Origin of the sequence: Streptomyces rectiviolaceus (assembly GCF_039533825.1) — a bacterium.
Taxonomy (GTDB): Bacteria; Actinomycetota; Actinomycetes; order Streptomycetales; family Streptomycetaceae; genus Streptomyces; species Streptomyces rectiviolaceus.
In genome coordinates, this window is record NZ_BAAAUG010000065.1 from 17,075 (window position 1) to 33,378 (window position 16,304).

General features: G+C 69.5%; 18 protein-coding genes. 6 read left to right on the forward strand and 12 right to left on the reverse strand.

Features of this window, described 5'->3' with window-relative positions:
• Positions 1–99: 99 nt before the first annotated feature.
• A complete protein-coding gene (locus ABD378_RS19175) occupies positions 100–597 on the forward strand; it encodes a MarR family winged helix-turn-helix transcriptional regulator (RefSeq protein ID WP_344522142.1) in 498 nt (165 codons plus the stop codon).
• Here the strand turns inward: ABD378_RS19175 and ABD378_RS19180 are convergent.
• Entirely contained in the window at positions 556–1,332 is a 777-nt protein-coding gene (locus ABD378_RS19180; RefSeq protein WP_344522143.1) for a LuxR C-terminal-related transcriptional regulator, read from the reverse strand. The two genes, ABD378_RS19175 and ABD378_RS19180, sit on opposite strands and share 42 nt — an antisense overlap.
• A gap of 273 nt (positions 1,333–1,605) precedes the next feature.
• Between ABD378_RS19180 and ABD378_RS19185 the strand changes: the two genes are divergently transcribed.
• Positions 1,606–2,073, forward strand: a complete 468-nt coding sequence (locus ABD378_RS19185; RefSeq protein ID WP_344522144.1) for a GNAT family N-acetyltransferase — start codon at positions 1,606–1,608, stop codon at positions 2,071–2,073.
• Between the two features lie 16 nt (positions 2,074–2,089).
• Here ABD378_RS19185 and galK read toward each other — a convergent pair whose 3' ends face one another.
• From galK to galT, 3 genes are all read right to left on the reverse strand, one after another.
• A complete protein-coding gene (gene galK / locus ABD378_RS19190) occupies positions 2,090–3,256 on the reverse strand; it encodes a galactokinase (protein WP_344522145.1) in 1,167 nt (388 codons plus the stop codon).
• A 65-nt stretch (positions 3,257–3,321) separates the two neighbouring features.
• A complete protein-coding gene (galE, locus tag ABD378_RS19195; RefSeq protein ID WP_344522146.1) occupies positions 3,322–4,275 on the reverse strand; it encodes a UDP-glucose 4-epimerase GalE in 954 nt (317 codons plus the stop codon).
• Positions 4,272–5,333, reverse strand: a complete 1,062-nt coding sequence (galT, locus tag ABD378_RS19200; RefSeq protein WP_344522147.1) for a galactose-1-phosphate uridylyltransferase — start codon at positions 5,331–5,333, stop codon at positions 4,272–4,274. Before galT ends, galE begins: the two co-directional genes overlap by 4 nt.
• Before the next feature lie 204 nt (positions 5,334–5,537).
• Between galT and ABD378_RS19205 the strand changes: the two genes are divergently transcribed.
• Positions 5,538–7,220 carry a sodium:solute symporter family protein gene (locus tag ABD378_RS19205; protein WP_344522148.1) on the forward strand — a complete coding sequence of 561 codons (1,683 nt, stop codon included), beginning with the start codon at positions 5,538–5,540 and terminating at the stop codon, positions 7,218–7,220.
• Between the two features lie 24 nt (positions 7,221–7,244).
• Positions 7,245–7,526, forward strand: coding sequence for a hypothetical protein (locus ABD378_RS19210; protein WP_344522149.1), 282 nt, complete (start codon positions 7,245–7,247; stop codon positions 7,524–7,526).
• Positions 7,527–7,549: 23 nt separating this feature from the next.
• On the opposite strand, the gene ABD378_RS19215 is transcribed toward ABD378_RS19210, so the two are convergent.
• From ABD378_RS19215 to ABD378_RS19225, 3 genes are all read right to left on the reverse strand, one after another.
• A complete protein-coding gene (locus ABD378_RS19215) occupies positions 7,550–8,275 on the reverse strand; it encodes a helix-turn-helix transcriptional regulator (RefSeq protein WP_344522150.1) in 726 nt (241 codons plus the stop codon).
• Between the two features lie 271 nt (positions 8,276–8,546).
• Entirely contained in the window at positions 8,547–10,730 is a 2,184-nt protein-coding gene (locus ABD378_RS19220; RefSeq protein WP_344522151.1) for a TerD family protein, read from the reverse strand.
• A 117-nt stretch (positions 10,731–10,847) separates the two neighbouring features.
• The gene (locus tag ABD378_RS19225; RefSeq protein WP_344522152.1) at positions 10,848–11,444 is read right to left on the reverse strand and encodes a M48 metallopeptidase family protein; all 597 of its coding nucleotides are present in this window, start codon (positions 11,442–11,444) and stop codon (positions 10,848–10,850) included.
• 206 nt (positions 11,445–11,650) lie between these two features.
• Between ABD378_RS19225 and ABD378_RS19230 the strand changes: the two genes are divergently transcribed.
• Positions 11,651–12,799, forward strand: coding sequence for a ThiF family adenylyltransferase (locus ABD378_RS19230; protein ID WP_344522153.1), 1,149 nt, complete (start codon positions 11,651–11,653; stop codon positions 12,797–12,799).
• A gap of 41 nt (positions 12,800–12,840) precedes the next feature.
• Positions 12,841–14,208 carry an ABC1 kinase family protein gene (locus tag ABD378_RS19235; protein ID WP_344522154.1) on the forward strand — a complete coding sequence of 456 codons (1,368 nt, stop codon included), beginning with the start codon at positions 12,841–12,843 and terminating at the stop codon, positions 14,206–14,208.
• 15 nt (positions 14,209–14,223) lie between these two features.
• Here ABD378_RS19235 and ABD378_RS19240 read toward each other — a convergent pair whose 3' ends face one another.
• From ABD378_RS19240 to ABD378_RS19260, 5 genes are all read right to left on the reverse strand, one after another.
• Positions 14,224–14,415, reverse strand: a complete 192-nt coding sequence (locus tag ABD378_RS19240; protein WP_344522155.1) for a hypothetical protein — start codon at positions 14,413–14,415, stop codon at positions 14,224–14,226.
• Between the two features lie 117 nt (positions 14,416–14,532).
• Positions 14,533–14,856, reverse strand: coding sequence for a hypothetical protein (locus ABD378_RS19245; protein WP_344522156.1), 324 nt, complete (start codon positions 14,854–14,856; stop codon positions 14,533–14,535).
• Positions 14,853–15,224: a WhiB family transcriptional regulator gene (locus ABD378_RS19250; RefSeq protein ID WP_344522157.1), complete on the reverse strand. Its 372-nt coding sequence runs from the start codon at positions 15,222–15,224 to the stop codon at positions 14,853–14,855. Before ABD378_RS19250 ends, ABD378_RS19245 begins: the two co-directional genes overlap by 4 nt.
• A 168-nt stretch (positions 15,225–15,392) precedes the next feature.
• Positions 15,393–15,782: a hypothetical protein gene (locus ABD378_RS19255; RefSeq protein WP_344522158.1), complete on the reverse strand. Its 390-nt coding sequence runs from the start codon at positions 15,780–15,782 to the stop codon at positions 15,393–15,395.
• A gap of 163 nt (positions 15,783–15,945) precedes the next feature.
• A partial coding sequence (locus tag ABD378_RS19260) for an HRDC domain-containing protein (protein ID WP_344522159.1) occupies positions 15,946–16,304 on the reverse strand: 359 nt, incomplete at its 5' end.

A 16,304-nucleotide genomic window follows, 5' to 3' on the forward strand; every position in this document is an offset into this window, starting at 1 on the left:
CTTCGTACCGGCGCCACGGACGTCGTATCGCCATCCTCAACCCCGAAGTATCTTGACGTCAAGAGACTTCATGTCGACAGACCCCCTACACTGATCGTCATGGAGGACGAGGTCGACCGTCTGGTCGCAGCATGGCGCCGCGAGCGCCCCGACCTCGACGTGGAACCACTCGAGGTGCTCAGCCGCGTCAGCAGGCTCGCGCGGCATCTCGACAGGGCCCGTCGGCTCGCGTTCTCCGAGCACAATCTGGAGCCGTGGGAGTTCGACGTACTGACGTCGCTGCGTCGCGCGGGCTCGCCCTATCAGCTCTCCCCCGGACAGCTCCTCACCCAGACCCTGGTGACCTCCGGCACGATGACCAACCGCATCGACCGGCTCGCGAAGAAGGGCCTCGTCGAGCGGCTTCCGGATCCGAGCGACCGGCGGGGCGTCCTTGTGCGGCTGACCGAGGAAGGGCAGGACCGCGCCGACCAGGCCCTCGCCGGGCTCCTCAAGCAGGAGCGGGCGATCCTCGCCGAGCTCTCGCGCGGACAGCGGGGTGAACTGGCCGGGCTGCTACGCCAGTTGACCGCCCCGTTCGACAACATCCCCGGCTAGGTCGACAGGACCCACCCCTGCCCTGCGCGCCAGCGCGACGGCCGCGAGCGTGGAGTGGACGCCCAGTTTCCCCAGGACGTTCTGCATGTGCGTACGCACCGTGTGCGGGGAGAGGAAGAGGCGTTCGGCCACCGCCTTGCGGCCCAGGCCCGCCACCATGCACCGCAGCACCTCGCGCTCACGCGGGGTCAGGGACTCCACCAGGCGCTCGGATTCCGTGCGGTGCTTGCGCGCGGCCGTCAACTCGCGCAGGACGCCGGTGAGCAGCGCGGGCGGCAGGTGCGTCTCTTCCCGCAGCACGCCCCGTATGACCGTCAGGAGCCGGGACAGCGAGCAGTCCTTGGCGACCCATCCCGAGGCGCCGGCCTGCAGCGCGAGGGCGGCCCGGCGCGGGTCGTCCTTCTCGGCGAGCACGACCGTGCGCACCATCGGCTGGCCCGAACGGACCCCGGCCACCAGGGAGATGCCGTCGACCAGAGCGTCGGCGTTGCCCTCCTGCACCGAGGGCGCGGGGCGCACGCCCTGCATGGCGCTCGCGGACGCGCCGAGGTCGGCGTCGACGAGCAGCACGTCATATCTGCGCCCCTCGGCGATTCCCCGCTCGAGGCAGCGCAGCGCGGCCGGGCCGCTGCCCGCCGCTGACACGTCGACGTCGGGCTCCGCCGCCAGTGCCGCTGCGAGCGACTCGGCGAAGATGCGATGGTCGTCGACGACCAGGACTCGGATACGAACCACTGAAACCCCCTTCCCCAAGCTCTCCGCGGAGAGCAGGGGATACCCCCGTCGAAACAACGTCGGAGGACGTACGGTGCGGGTACGACACCTGGCACGGGGGTCGCCGCAGCCGCCCGGCCGCCGCCGAGCTGTGACTGCTACCCCCACGCCGGGCGTCGTACCCGACTGTCTCGCCCCCTGATCAGTGCCGGCCCCCACCGGCACTGCCACTCAGAGTAGGGCCGCACGGCAGGAGCGGAAGGTAATTTACAGAACTGACTGGCCAGCGCGTTTATGGTGAGCCGTATGTTTCGTATGGAGACAGGAGTCGACAAAGAGCGGTTCGCTCTGCTCCTTGCCCGGCTCCAGGACTCGAACAACGCCGCATCACCCGTGATCCGCGCACTGCGCGGCACCCCGCAGGATCGTGAAATACCGCTGGCCGTCTGGCTGATGGCGCGCACGGAGGGCCTCGTCGGCGGCCTCGCCGGGCACACCTGGGGGCGCTGGCTCCATGTGAACCACCTCTGGGTCAGCGAGAACCACCAGGGCGCGGGCCTGGGCGCGCAGCTGCTCGCCGAGGCCGAACGCATCGCGCGGGAGGAGCGGGACTGCCTCAACTCCCGTGTGGAGACGTGGGACTTCCAGGCCCCCGGGTTCTACCGGGGGCAGGGGTACGAGGTGGTGTCGGTGATCCCCGACTACCCGCAGGGCGCGAAGGAGTTCACGCTCACGAAGCGACTGCGGCTCCGGCTGGGGTAGTCGGGACCGGGGAGAGTCACCGCTCCCGGCGCGCCCCCGCCGAAGGGACCGCCGGGAACACCCGCGGCGCGGTGAAGCCCGCCGATGCGAACGCCTCCAGGATCGTCTTCGTCACCGGCTCCGCGTCCGCCTCCTCCACGAGGACGATCGCCGAGCCGCCGAAGCCGCCGCCCGTCATACGGGAGCCGATCGCCCCGGCCGCGTTCGCGGCGGACACCACCAGGTCAAGCTCCTCGCAGGAGATCCGCAGATCGTCGCGCAGCGAGGCGTGCCCCTCGGTCAGGACGGGGCCGATCGCGCGCACCTCCCCCGCGTCGAGCAGGCCGATGACCTGCTCCACCCGGTGGTCGTCCGAGACGATGTGGCGTACGTAGCGGCGGATCTTGTCGTCCGTCAGTTTTTCGAGGGCGGCGGGGAGTTGGGCGTACTCGACGTCCCTCAGGTGGGAGACGCCAAGGATCCGCGCGCCCTCCTCGCATCCGGCGCGCCGCTCGGCGTACGCCCCGTCGCCCAGCTCGTGCTTGACCCGGGTGTCGACGACGAGCAGCCGCAGGCCGTGCGCGGCGAGGTCGAAGGGGACCTGCCGGGTCGTCAGGTCCCGGCAGTCCAGGTGCAGGGCGTGGCCTTCGGTGGCGCACGCGGATGCCATCTGGTCCATCACCCCGCACGGCACGCCGACGAAGGCGTTCTCGGCGCGCTGGGCGATGACCGCCAACTGTGGTCCATTCAGGCCGAGTTCGTACAGGTCGTTCAGGGCGAACGCCGTGACGACCTCCAGGGCGGCCGACGAGGAAAGGCCGGCCCCGGTCGGCACGGTCGACGCGAGGTGGATGTCGGCGCCACCGGAGACCGCGTGGCCCGCGTCCCGCAGCGCCCACACCACGCCCGCCGGGTAGGCGGCCCAGCCGCCCTGCCCGGCCCCCCGGGCGGTCAGCGTCAGGGGTGTCAGGTCGTCGACGCGCAGTTCGGCGACCGGGGCGTCGATGTCCGCCGAGTGGAGGCGCAGGACGCCGTCGGTGCGGCGCGCCACCGCCGCCACCGCGGTGTGCGGCAGCGCCAGCGGCATCACGAAGCCTTCGTTGAAGTCCGTGTACTCGCCGATGAGGTTGACGCGGCCCGGGGCCGACCAGACCCCGTCCGCCTCGTACCCGTACAGCTCCGCGAACTGCCCCGCTACGTCCATCAGTTACCCCTTAACCCCTGTTGGCCCTACTGGCCGTGTTGACCCTGTTGGCCGTGTTGACCCGGTCAACGCTGGGCGAACGCCCACGCGTCGGCGACGATCCCCGCGAGGTCCGCGCGGGACGGATTCCAACCGAGCCGCTCCCGCGCGGTGGCCGCGGACGCGACGAGGACCGCCGGGTCGCCGCCGCGGCGCAGGGCCATGACCTCGGGGATCGGGTGTCCGGTGACCTTGCGGACGGTTTCGATGACCTCGCGTACGGAGAAGCCGTTGCCGTTGCCGAGGTTGCAGATCAGGTGCTCGCCGGAGGTGGCCGCCTCGACCGCGAGGAGGTGCGCCTGTGCCAGGTCCGCGACGTGGATGTAGTCGCGGACGCAGGTGCCGTCCGGGGTCGGGTAGTCGTCGCCGAAGACGTTGATCGCCTCGCGGCGACCCTGCGCGACCTGGAGGACCAGCGGGATGAGGTGCGACTCGGGGTCGTGCCGCTCGCCGTAGGCGCCGTACGCCCCCGCCACGTTGAAGTAGCGCAGCGACACCGCGCCCAGGCCGTGGGCGGCGGCCTCCCCGGTGATCATGTGGTCGACGGCGAGCTTCGACGCACCGTAGGGAGACGTCGGGGCGGTCGGGTCGGTCTCGGTGATGGGGGTGCTGACCGGCTCGCCGTACGTCGCCGCCGTCGAGGAGAAGACGAGCTTCTTGACCTCGGCGTCGCGCATCGCCGCGAGCAGCGCCATCGTGCCACCGACGTTGTTGTCCCAGTACTTCTCGGGCTTCTGGACGGACTCGCCGACCTGCGAGAAGGCGGCGAAGTGCAACACGGCGTCGTAGGAGGAGTCCAGCCACTTGGCGGCATCGCGGATGTCGCCCTCGATGAACGTGGCGTCGGCCGGGACGCCCTCGCGGAAGCCGGTCGAGAGGTTGTCGAGGACGGTCACCTCGTGCCCGGCCTCGATCAGATGCTGGGCCACCACGCTTCCCACATAGCCCGCCCCGCCGGTGACCAGGTACTTACCGCTCATGAACTCGCTACCTCTCGCAGTCGCTGGGCCGCGGCTTCCGGCGGCACGTCGTTGATGAACACGCTCATGCCGGATTCGGAACCCGCGAGGAACTTCAGCTTGCCCGAAGTGCGGCGAATGGTGAAAAGCTCGAGGTGGAGTGCGAAGTCGTCCCGGTTGACCCCGTCATGTCCCTCCAGGGAGCCGAAGGGCGCCTGATGCCACGCCGCGATGTACGGCGTCAGCTGTTCACCCTCGCCGAAGAGCCGGTCGAAGCGCCTCAACAGTTCCAGATAGACCTGGGGGAATTCTGTGCGCGCCGCTTCGTCGAGCCCGAGCAGGTCCGGCACCCGGCGCTTGGGGTAGAGGTGCACCTCGTAGGGCCAGTGCGCCGCGTACGGCACGAACGCCACCCAGTGCTCGGCGTCCAGGACCACCCGCTCGGCGGCCGACTCCTCGGCCACGACGTCGTCGAAGAGGTTGCGGCCGCCCGTCGCCTCCTTGTGCGCGGCGAGCGACCTGAGCATCAGGGACGTACGCGGGGTGACGAAGGGATAGGCGTAGATCTGCCCGTGCGGGTGGCCCAGGGTCACGCCGATCTCGGCGCCGCGGTTCTCGAAGCAGAACACCTGCTCCACGGAGGGAAGGTGCGAGAGCTCGGCGGTCCTGTCCGTCCAGGCGTCCAGGACGAGTCCGGCCTGCTCCTCGGTGAGGTCGGCGAAGGACGAGTCGTGGTCGGAGGTGAAGCAGACGACCTCGCACCGTCCGGCGTCCCCGGCAAGCGAGGGGAAGCGGTTCTCGAAGACGACCACGTCGTACGAGGAGTCGGGGACCTCGCTCAGCCGATCTCCCTCGGAGGGGCAGAGCGGGCACTCGTCGGCCGGCGGGTGGTAGGTGCGGCCCTGGCGGTGCGAGGCGATGGCGACCGCGTCGCCAAGGAGCGGGTCCCTGCGGACCTCCGACGTGGTGGAGATGGGGTCCAGGGGCCTGTGGTCGATGGCGTCGCGCACGGCGTCGTCGCGCGAGTCGTAGTAGATGAGCTCACGACCGTCTGCGAGACGGGTCGAGGTCTTCTTCACGTCCGGGGCTCCTCACCAAACACCCATCCAACATAACCGAACACAACAAATCACAAGGCAACAGCGCCGTCAACGCCGGGGAGCCAGGTGCCCGCTATGCGTCCGATCACAATCCAACAAAGAACACCAACAGAAGTCTTCAGTTATTGAAAGGAGAGGCGTAGGTTCCGGTCTGATCAGTTCGCGCAACGAAGCGAGTTCCCCATGCAGTCCCCCACACAGACCCTGGCCGAGGGGCTTCGGCTGCCCACCAACGGCCTCGACTACGCGATCCTCGCGATCTACTTCGCCGTGGTCCTCGGCATCGGCTTCGCCGCCCGGCGCTCCGTCAAGACCAGCCTCGACTTCTTCCTCTCCGGCCGCTCACTGCCCGCCTGGGTCACCGGCCTCGCGTTCGTCGCCGCGAACCTCGGCGCCACCGAGATCCTGGGCATGGCCGCGACCGGCGCCCAGTACGGCGTCGCGGTCGTCCACTGGTACTGGATCGGCGCCATCCCCGCGATGGTCTTCCTCGGCCTCGTGATGATGCCGTTCTACTACCGCAGCAAGGTCCGCTCGGTCCCCGAGTTCCTGCTCCAGCGCTTCGACAAGTCGGCGCACCTGCTCAGCTCGGTGCTCTTCGCGTTCGCCGCGATCCTCATCGCGGGCGTGAACCTCTACGCCCTGTCGATCGTCGTCGAGGCGCTCCTCGGCTGGCCGCAGTGGGTGGCGATCGTGGTCGCCGGCTTCTTCGTCCTTGCGTACATCACGATCGGCGGGCTCTCCTCGGCCATCTACAACGAAGTCCTCCAGTTCTTCGTGATCCTGGCCGCGCTCATCCCGATCTGCGTCATCGGCCTGAAGAAGGTCGGCGGCTGGGACGGCCTGAGCGGGTCGATCGAGAAGTCGCACGGCGAGAACTTCATGACCGCCTGGGGCGGCACCGGCATCGGTGACGCCAACCCGCTGGGCGCGAACTGGCTGACGATCATCCTCGGCCTCGGCTTCGTGCTCTCCTTCGGCTACTGGACGACCAACTTCGCCGAGGTGCAGCGCGCCCTGTCCGCGAAGAACCTCTCCGCCGCCCAGCGCACCCCGCTGATCGCCGCCTTCCCGAAGATATTCATCGTCTTCCTGGTGATGATCCCGGGCCTGGTGGCTGCCGTACTCGTCCCGAAGATCGGCACGGCGGGGTCGGACCTGACGTACAACGACGCGATCCCGTACCTGATGCAGGAGTTGCTGCCCAACGGCGTGCTCGGCATCGCGGTGACCGGTCTGCTCGCGGCGTTCATGGCGGGCATGGCGGCGAACGTGTCGTCCTTCAACACCGTCTTCACGTACGACATCTGGGCCAAGTACGTGGTCAAGGACCGCGAGGACGGCTACCACCTGAAGTTCGGCCGCCTGATCACCGCGATCGGTGTCCTGGCCTCCATCGGGACGGCCTTCATCGCCTCGTCGTTCTCGAACATCATGGGGTACCTGCAGACGCTGTTCTCCTTCTTCAACGTCCCGATGTTCGTGGTCTTCATCATCGGCATGTTCTGGAAGCGCGCCTCCATGAAGTCCGGTGTGTGGGGCCTGCTCGCGGGCACCACCGCCGCGATGGTCAACTACTTCTGGATCTACAAGCAGGGCGTCATCGACATCCCGACCGACCAGGGCGCCAACTTCGTCTCGGCGATCGTCGGCTTCGTCGCGGGCGCCGTGGTGATGGTCGTGGTCACGCTCTTCACCGCCCCCAAGCCGGAGGCCGAACTGGCCGGTCTGGTGTACGGGACGACCGCGCCGGGCATCGAAGAGCCGCCCGCCGAGGGCGACGACGCCTGGTACCGCAAGCCCGCGCTGCTGGGCTGGGGCGCGATCGTGCTCGCCGCGGCCTGCTACCTGCCGTACTCGCTCTAATCCCGATCGGAGGTCTGGAAAACCATGTCTGAACTGCAGAACGAAGTCTCCGAGCTGGAGCGCAAGTCCGCGACGGCGGCTCGCCTCTTCGACATCAGGCGCATCATCGGCGGTCTGTTCGTCGTCTACGGAATCATCGTGACGATCGCCGGGATCTCGCCGTCCGACGCCGATCTGAACAAGGCCGAGGACATCAACATCAACCTGTGGACGGGCCTGGCCATGCTGGCGCTCGGCCTCTTCTTCCTCGGCTGGCTGTGGCTGCGCCCCACCGTGCCGCCCGCCGAGGCACCGGAAGACGAGTAACACCCCCCGGCCGGGGCCCGAGTTCACTCTTCCGGTGACTCGGGCCCCGGCTGCGTCTCCGTGTCGTTCGCGTAGGCCGCGGCGGGCCGTTCCGCGCGGTCGAGCAGACCGGTGCGCGCGGCGAGCGCGGCGGCCTCTAGGCGGGATCCGACGCCCAGCTTCATCAGGACGCGCTGCACGTGCGTGCGCGCCGTGCTGGGCGCGATGCCCATCCCGGCGGCGATGAGGCGGGTGTCCTCGCCGTCCGCGACCCGCACCAGGACCTCGACCTCGCGCGGCGTCAGCATCTGAAGCAGCCGCTGCCCCTCGTCGTCGGGCTGCGCGGCCGGGTTGAGCAGCTCGCTGAAGGCGCCCTGGAGCAGCTGCGGGGCGACCGCGGCCTCGCCCGCCCTGGCCTTCATGATGGCGCGCTCGACACCTTCGATGCGCTCGTCATGGCGTACGTAGCCGGAAGCCCCCGCGGCGAAGGCCGCTGCGATGCCGCGCGGGCTCGGCACCGGGCCGAGCACCACCACGGCGACCTGCGGGCGCTCCCGCTTGATCTTCACGACCGGATCGAACATTCCGGGCTCCGCGGGTGTCGCCGTGCCGAGCAGGCAGACCTCGGGAGCCCGGCTGATGACCAGCTCCGCCGCCCCGGCCGCGGGCGCGGCCGCGGCGAGCACCCGGTGCCCGCGCAGCTTCAAGGCCGAGGCGAGTGCCTCGGCCAGCAGTCGGTGGTCATCGACCACCATGAGTCGCACACCCATCGAGCAACCCCCCACTTTCCCCCACGGATCCCCCACGGATCGAGGGCCCCCCGGCCCCGCACCCACTCATTCCCCGGAAGCTACACGCTTGTTCGACGTCGCGCCCCCCTACCGGCGATAAGCGACCCGGAATGCCCAAATCCCGGCCATGGAGGAGTGAGAGCGACTACGGGCGCACGGAACGGGTGCGCGCGGGAACGCCGAACGGCCCCGCTCCTCTTGAGGAACGGGGCCGTCCGGTGCGTACGCGGAGGTCGCGGGGGTGCGAGGCCTACTGGGCGACGAAGCCCAGGGCCGTGTACTCCTTCTCGTCCTTCGAGTACGGCTTGCTGATCAGCTCCTTGCCGAGGTACAGCTTGCCGTCGCCGTAAAGGAGTTCGTTCGATTTCGGGACCATGCTGCTGATCGCGCTGCCGACGGACTCGGCCGCGGGGGTCTCCAGGAGCTTGGTCTCCTTCATCGTCTTGCCGTTGATGGAGACGACCTGGGCGCCCTTGTCGTAGCCCGCGTCCTTGTACGCCAGGATGTTGCCGCCGTCCATGCGGATCGGGAACATCTCGCCGTTCTCGCCCGCGTCGGCGCGGTCGCCGGTGGTCTTGCCGGTGGCCAGCGAGAACGCGATGATCTCGTTCGTCTGGCTGTACTCGCTGCCGCCGCCGTCGTGCTGGCGGGTGGGGACGTAGAGCTTGTCGTTGCCGACGGCCAGCGAGCTGCAGGCGTAGACGACGTTGACCTCGCAGTCGTGGTCGTACTTGCCGTCGGGCAGCGAGATCTTGGCGCGGAGCTTGCCCTGGTCGTCGATCGAGAAGGCATCCGTGATGCCGCTCGCGGTGATCTCCTGGGTGTCCTGGCCGAAGACGACCGGGCGGGTCGAGATGATCTTTGCGTTGTCGACGCCCGGCGTCACCGGGTAGGTCCACTTGACCTTGCCGGTCGTGGAGTTGAGGAGCTGGACCTTGAGCTTCTCGTCGCCGTAGTCACCGCACTTCTGGACGACGACGAGCTGCTCGCCGCCGGCGTAGCCCTCGTCCTGGCAGGTATCGCCCGGGGTGGGCTCCCACAGGTGCTTGCCCTCGGTGATCTCGAAGGCGGCGCCGCCCGCGCTTGAACCGACCGCGACGGTGGTGCCGCTGATGGTGAGCTCCTCGACCCGGGCTGCCGAGCTGCCCTCGTCGATGGTCTCCGTCCAGAGCCTCTTGCCGTCCTTCAGGTCGACCGCGGAGATCTGCGAGCAGGTCTCGTGGTCGCCCTTCTTGCTCCGCTTGGCCTCTTCGTACGCGACCGCGACGATGCCGTCCTTGCTGACCTCGCGAGAGCCCGCGCACGTCTGGCCGGCCAGCGGCAGCGTCCACAGCTCCTTGCCGTCGGCCGGGTCGTAGCCGACGATCTTGTTGACGCCCGCCTTGGCGTAGACGTCCTCGGTGAGCCAGGAGCCCTTGATGCTCCAGACGTCGTCCTTGGGGACCTCGGGCTGCGGGAGCTGCATGGAGACGGTGGCGCTGGTGTTGGCCGGGACCTTCTCCGTGCCGGGGCCGCTCGGGCCCTGCTCGTTGCCGCCGCCCTTCTGCTCGCCCTCGCCGCCCTTGCCGCCACCGGTCGAGCCCTCGGAGCTCGCCTCGGTGTCGTCCTTGCCCGAGGTCGTGGCGTAGAGGACACCGCCGCCGACGATCAGGGCGATGGCGACGACCGCACCGATGATGATCTTCATCTGGCCGCTGAGCCGCGAACCGCCCGAACCCGCGGGCGCACCCGCCTGCGGAGCCATCGGCATCGTGCCGGGCTGCTGGTAGGCGCCGTAGGGAGGCTGCTGCCCGTACGGGGCCTGCTGGCCGTACGGCTGCGTCGGCTGGCCCGGGTAGCCGTAGCCCTGGGGCTGGCCGGGGGCCGGGGTGCCGGGGGCCTGCGGTGCCTGCGGCGCGGGCTCCTCCTCGGCGACCTCGCCGCCGAAGTTCTTCAAGAGCGCGTCGAGACCGCCGTCGAAGCCCTGACCGATCGCGGCGAACCGCCAGACGTCCTTCAGGTAGAAGTCGCCCAGCATCACGGCACGTTCCGTGGAGAACTCCGCGCCGTTGAAGGAGTAGCGGGCGACTTCCTCGCCACCCGCCACGATCCGGATGTAGCCGGGGGCGACCTGCGACATCTGCCCGGCGCCGTCGATCGTCGCGGTGAACGACAACTTCTTGATCTGCGGCGGAATCCGGTCGAGCGTGACCCGGAAGGACTCCGTGTCGCCTGCCTGCGCGCCGAGGAGCTGGATGGACTCCTCGGGCGACTTCGGCTGGTTGAAGAAGATGAAGTAACTGTCGTCCGAGAGCCGCTCGTCCGCGTCCAGGCCGAAGCAGCTGATGTCGAAGCTCAGTCCGGGGGCGGAGATCTGCACGCCTACGTACAGATCGGTGCCCGCGGTGAGGTCACTGATCTTGGCCTTGTGGCCGCGTTGGAATTCCCTGGCCATACGTAACGACCGTCCCCCATCCCGAATGTAAATGCGTCGCGTCAGGCTAACCGGAAAGTCCGACGGCGAGCCAAGCCGGTACAGACCCGGTACACAACCTCCGCGCCCGGCGGAAGTTCACTCGTCGCGGGCAGCGGGCAGATGGGGCAGCCGGTCGGCCGCGACCACACCTTCGAGGTACCCACGAGCCCGCTCGGTCCGGGGATACGCCTCGAGGAGCTGCCAGAAGTTGGGCCCGTGCCCGGGGACGAGGAGATGTGCGAGCTCGTGGACGAGGACGTAGTCGACGACGTACTCGGGCATGCCCTGCAGCCGGTGCGAAAGGCGGATGCTGCCCTCCGACGGGGTGCACGAGCCCCACCGGGTGTTCTGGTTCGTGACCCAGCGAACGGACGCGGGCCTGGCCCGGCCGCCGAAGTACTGCTCGGAGAGTCGCTCGGCGCGTTCGGAGAGCTCCGCGTCGCCCAGGACCCGCTTGCTCTCCTGGGCCGCGAGCTTGTCGAGCATGACGTTGACCCAGCGCTGTTCCTCGGCCTCGGACATGCGGGCGGGGATGAGCACCACCGTGCGATCGCCCTCTCGGTACGCGGAGACCGTTCTGCGGCGGCGGGCGCTCCGTCTGACCTCGACCGCACTCGTCCCCGAGCCGGGTGACGGCGGGCTGGTCGTGCTGCGCTGTGGGTTTCCGGCGCGGTGCAGTGGGTCGGCGGGCACGCCCCGACGTTACCCGCTGGGCGTGGGGGAAGTCCCGCCTCCGGGACGGTTCGGCGGGGTATGGCTCCCCGTGCGATCGATTAGTACGACGAATACCCCCTGCCTGTGGACAACGCTCGGCGGCTGTCGGCCGGGGCGGGCATTCTGGCTGTCGACCGGCGATGCGGACGGGGACTGACAGCGCCGGATGACCACGGGGGACGACCATGCATCCGATCTTGAAACCGGCGCTGCGGCGCGGCTGGCGCGATCTGAACACCATCCAGTTCGGCGTGGCGCCCGCGCACGCCCTGGTGCTCGGGCCGGTGGACACGGCGACGGGCAGCTTTCTCCAGCTCCTGGACGGCACACGCGGGCTGCCGCTCCTGCGCGACGAGGGCAGGCGGATGGGCCTGCCCGACGGTCACGTGGACCGGCTCGTGCGGCGGCTGTCCAGGGCCGGACTCCTCGACGACGCCACGGGAGGCGGCGCGGCGGCCGATGCCCTGCGCAAGCGGGGCCAGGCCATGGACCGGCTGCGCCCGGATCTGGCCTCGCTGTCGGTCGTGACTCCCGAGCCGGGAGACGGGATGAGGAAACTGGCCGCGCGCCGCGCGATGCGGGTGCAGGTCCGAGGAGCCGGCCGGGTGGGCGCGGTGGTGGCCTCGGTTCTGTCCGGCGCGGGCGTGGGGCAGGTCGACGTGGTGGAGGGAGGGGTCGTCGAGCCCTGGGATGTGGCGCCGGGCGGTCTGCCCGCCGAAGCGGTCGGCGTCCGCAGGGACACGGCGGCGCGACGGGTCGTGCGGGATTCGGCTCCGGACCGGCCGCCCCGCCCGGGCCGGAGGGAAGCGGGGGCTGCGGGAGAAGGGGAGCCGGGTCTCTCACTCGTGATCATCGCCCCACGGGACGGGCTGGACGCCCATGCCCCCGATCCGCTCACCGCCGAGCCGCTCGTCTCGTCGGGGACACCTCACCTCTATGCGGGCGTGATCGAGGGAACCGGAGTCGTGGGACCGCTCGTCCTGCCGGGGGCGACAGCCTGTGCGGGGTGTCTGGCGCTGGACCGCGCGGACCGGGATCCCACCTGGCCGCGCATGCTGGCACAGTGGCGCTCGGGACGCGCGCGCCATGTCACCGCCTGCGATCTGGCACTGTCGACCACGGTCGCCGGCCTTGCCGCGGCGCATGCCCTTGCCTTCCTGGACGGGGTGGCGCCGGCGAGCACGGGGGTGCGCTGGGAGGCGTCCGCGCCCGGATTCGACTGGCATGCACGGCCGGTGCCACCCCATCTCACGTGCCCATGCGGGGCTGGTGTGGTGGATAAGGGGGAACACCCCGCCGGGGACAAGAAGCCGCACGACACAATGGCCGGGTAACCGCCTGACAAGGCGCGGCTGTCTGGGACTTGGAGGGGCGCATGTCTGATCTTCCCCGGAAGGCGGTAACCCGTACCGCCAAACTGGCCGCTCTGCCACTCGGCTTCGCCGGGCGGGCGACCTGGGGGCTCGGCAAGCGGATCGGGGGCAAGTCGGCGGAGATCGTCGGGCGTGAGCTGCAACAGCGCACGGCGGAGCAGCTGTTCAAGGTGCTCGGCGAGCTCAAGGGCGGGGCCATGAAGTTCGGCCAGGCGCTGTCGGTCTTCGAGTCGGCGCTGCCCGAGGAGGTCGCTGGGCCGTATCGCGCCGCGCTGACGAAGCTGCAGGAAGCGGCGCCGCCGATGCCGACGCGCACGGTGCACGCCGTCCTCGCGGAGCGGCTCGGAGAGGACTGGCGCGAGCTGTTCCTGGAGTTCGAGGACAAGCCGGCCGCCGCCGCGTCGATCGGGCAGGTCCACCGGGCGGTGTGGGAGGACGGGCGCGAGGTCGCGGTCAAGGTGCAGTATCCGGGGGCGGGCGAGGCGCTGCTCTCCGACCTGAATCAACTCAGCCGGTTCGCCCGGCTCCTGGGGCCGCTGATTCCGGGGATGGACATCAAGCCGCTCATCGCGGAGCTGCGCGACCGGGTCTCCGAGGAGCTCGACTACAGCTTGGAGGCCCAGGCGCAGCACGCGCACGCCGAGGAGTTCGCGGACGACCCGGATGTCGTGGTGCCCGATGTGGTGCACCAGAGCGAGCAGGTCCTGGTGACCGAGTGGATCGACGGGATACCGCTGTCGGATGTGATCGCGGACGGCACGCAGGAGCAGCGGGACCGGGCGGGACAGCTCCTCGCCCGCTTCCTCTTCTCAGGGCCGGCGCGCACCGGCCTGCTGCACGCCGATCCGCATCCGGGCAACTTCCGTCTGCTGCCCGACGAGAAGGACGGCTGGCGGCTCGGGGTCCTCGACTTCGGCACGGTGGACCGGTTGCCGGGCGGCCTGCCGCCGACCATCGGGCGCTCCCTGCGGATGACGCTCGACGGCGAGGCCGACGCGGTCTACGAGATGTTGCGCGAGGAGGACTTCGTCCAGGAGTCCGTCGAGCTCGAACCGGACGCGGTCCTCGACTATCTGCTGCCGATCATCGAACCGATGCTGGTGGAGGAGTTCACCTTCACCCGCGGCTGGATGCGCGGTCAGGCGGCGCGGGTGGCCGATCCCCGCTCCCCCGCCTATCAGTTGGGCAAGCGGCTGAACCTCCCGCCGTCGTATCTGCTGATCCACCGTGTGACGTTGAGCACGATCGGGGTGCTCTGTCAGCTCGGGGCGACGGTGCGGATGCGCGACGAGCTCGAGGAGTGGCTGCCGGGCTTCCTGGAGGAGGAGCCTCAGGAGCAGGAGGCGGATGATCCGGCGGCCGAAGCCTGAGACCGCGGATCGACTTCACCACCAGGGGGAGTCGAGCCGTCCCTCGATGGCTCTGATGTTCTCGCGGGCACAGGAGTCACAGAAGTAGCGGCGGACGCCGTTCTCCACGGAGCAGGTCCAGGTGGGCGGCGCGCCTTCGGCGACCGTGCCGCAGCGGGAACACACGAGATTCTCGGCACCCGCGGGATCAGGGGTCTGCTGGTCCACCCGGCGACCATATCGCCGCTCCCGGAGGTTCGCCCGGCACAACGCACTGCGGGGGCCGGTCCGTTCGGACCGGCCCCCGCGGGCATCGTGGTGTAGCTCAGTCAGCTCGTCGGCTCGTCACTGCATGACGGCGATGGCGAGCGCGCGCCTGGCGCGCAGCGACGCGCGCTCGGCGCGGCGCTGCATCCGGCGGGCCGCCATCAGACGGGCGGCCGGGCGTTGGGCCTCGGCCTCCTGCATGCGTTCGTGCATATGCGCACGAGCCATGGCTTCTGGGATGAGTTGCATCTCGCGGGTCCTGTTCTGGCGCGAGTCGTTCGCACCGGTGTTGGTGAAGTCTGGGGTGGCGGAGCCTGCGGGCTCGGCGGTGGCTGCCTTCATCGGGGCCTGCTTCTTGGGGTCGTGCGTCAGGGGGCGATCGATCGTTCCGGCGGCGTTCATGCGGCTACGACCGGGTTCTTGCGCGGGCGGCCACGCGGCCGCTTGCGGGCAACGACGACACCCTGGACGAAGAGCTCGCCGCCCCAGACGCCCCACGGCTCACGCCGCTCCTTGGCGCCGGCCAGGCAGGCCTCCATCAGCGGGCAGGTACGGCAGAGGGACTTGGCGTACTCGACGTCGGCGGGCGACTCGGCGAAGAAGACCTCCGGGTCGTAGGCGCGGCAGGGGACGGGTACACCGAGGTTCTCGATGGCGTCGTCGAGCGCGGTGAGCGCGGTCAGGGGAGTCAAGGTCGGGTCCTCCGTGGGAGCGGGCGGGGGGAGAGTCTCTGAAGGCGGTACGGACGGGGCGTGCGCTTCGAGTTGCACGGTGGTGTTTTCCTCGTCTGGTCGTGCCGGCCTGGGTCGGCCGGTTGGCGGCTGGTACCGGGTCTTGCTCGGCCCCTTCGCTCCGTCATCCCGTTTTGGGGAAAACAGAAGGGCCGCGGATCCCGGGTGGGGTTCCGCGGCCCTGGAAGGCGCCGGTCTGATCGAGGATCAGACTGGATCACTCCAGGGTTCGAGCCCACGGAAGGCCCACATCGTGTGGTGCTGCTGCGTCTGGTGCTGCGTCGTCTGCTTCTTGGATCCGGCACCGGCTGCGGCAAAGGCATAGGCCTGCGCCTGTGCCGTCACTACTGCTTCCGGTGCCTTGGTCGCTCGCTCGCTGCCTTCATTGACCTCACGCATCGGAAGCACGTTGGAAGCGGTGCGAGCGTTGCGCGGGAGGGACAGAGGCAGGACAGAGGACTCCGGACGGATGGCGGCGGAAGCGATGCCACCGGACAGACCGGTGCCCAGGTTCGAGAAGCCGAGCAGGCAGGAAGCGACGACCGAGCGATCGGTCATTTTCGCGGTGCTGATGAAGCTCTCGTTGATGCTGATCACTGGAATCGCCTCCTCTCGGCGTCTATGGGATCGACCGAAACCGATCCTGCGGGCTATTAAGTACAGCACGGGGCCAGGGCTTCGGAGAAGCCGCCGTTCCCGTGCTTAAGAACCTATGGGTCTTCCTTGCGCATGCGCAAACTATTTTTTCGACGAGTTTGAATCAGTTGCCATCGGCGCCCCTTACACGCTCCTCACCTGCACAAATGGCGAGGACATCAGATCCGAAGCGGTTGAGCTTGCGCACGCCGACGCCCGGGATCCGGGCCAGTTCGCCCTCTTCGTCGGGTGCGGCCTCCGCGATGGCGATCAAGGTCTTGTCCGTGAACACGCAGTACGCGGGCTGTCCGAGCAGCTCCGCCTGGCCCGAGCGCCACTCCCGCAGCCGTTCGTAGAGCCCCTCGTCCATGTCCGACGGGCAGTCCTCGCACCGCATGAGTTTCATCTCGCCCGCGTCGGTCAGAGTCCGCCCGCAGACCCGGCACCGGGCCGGGGACTTGCTCGTCCTTCGGCGGCTCCTGG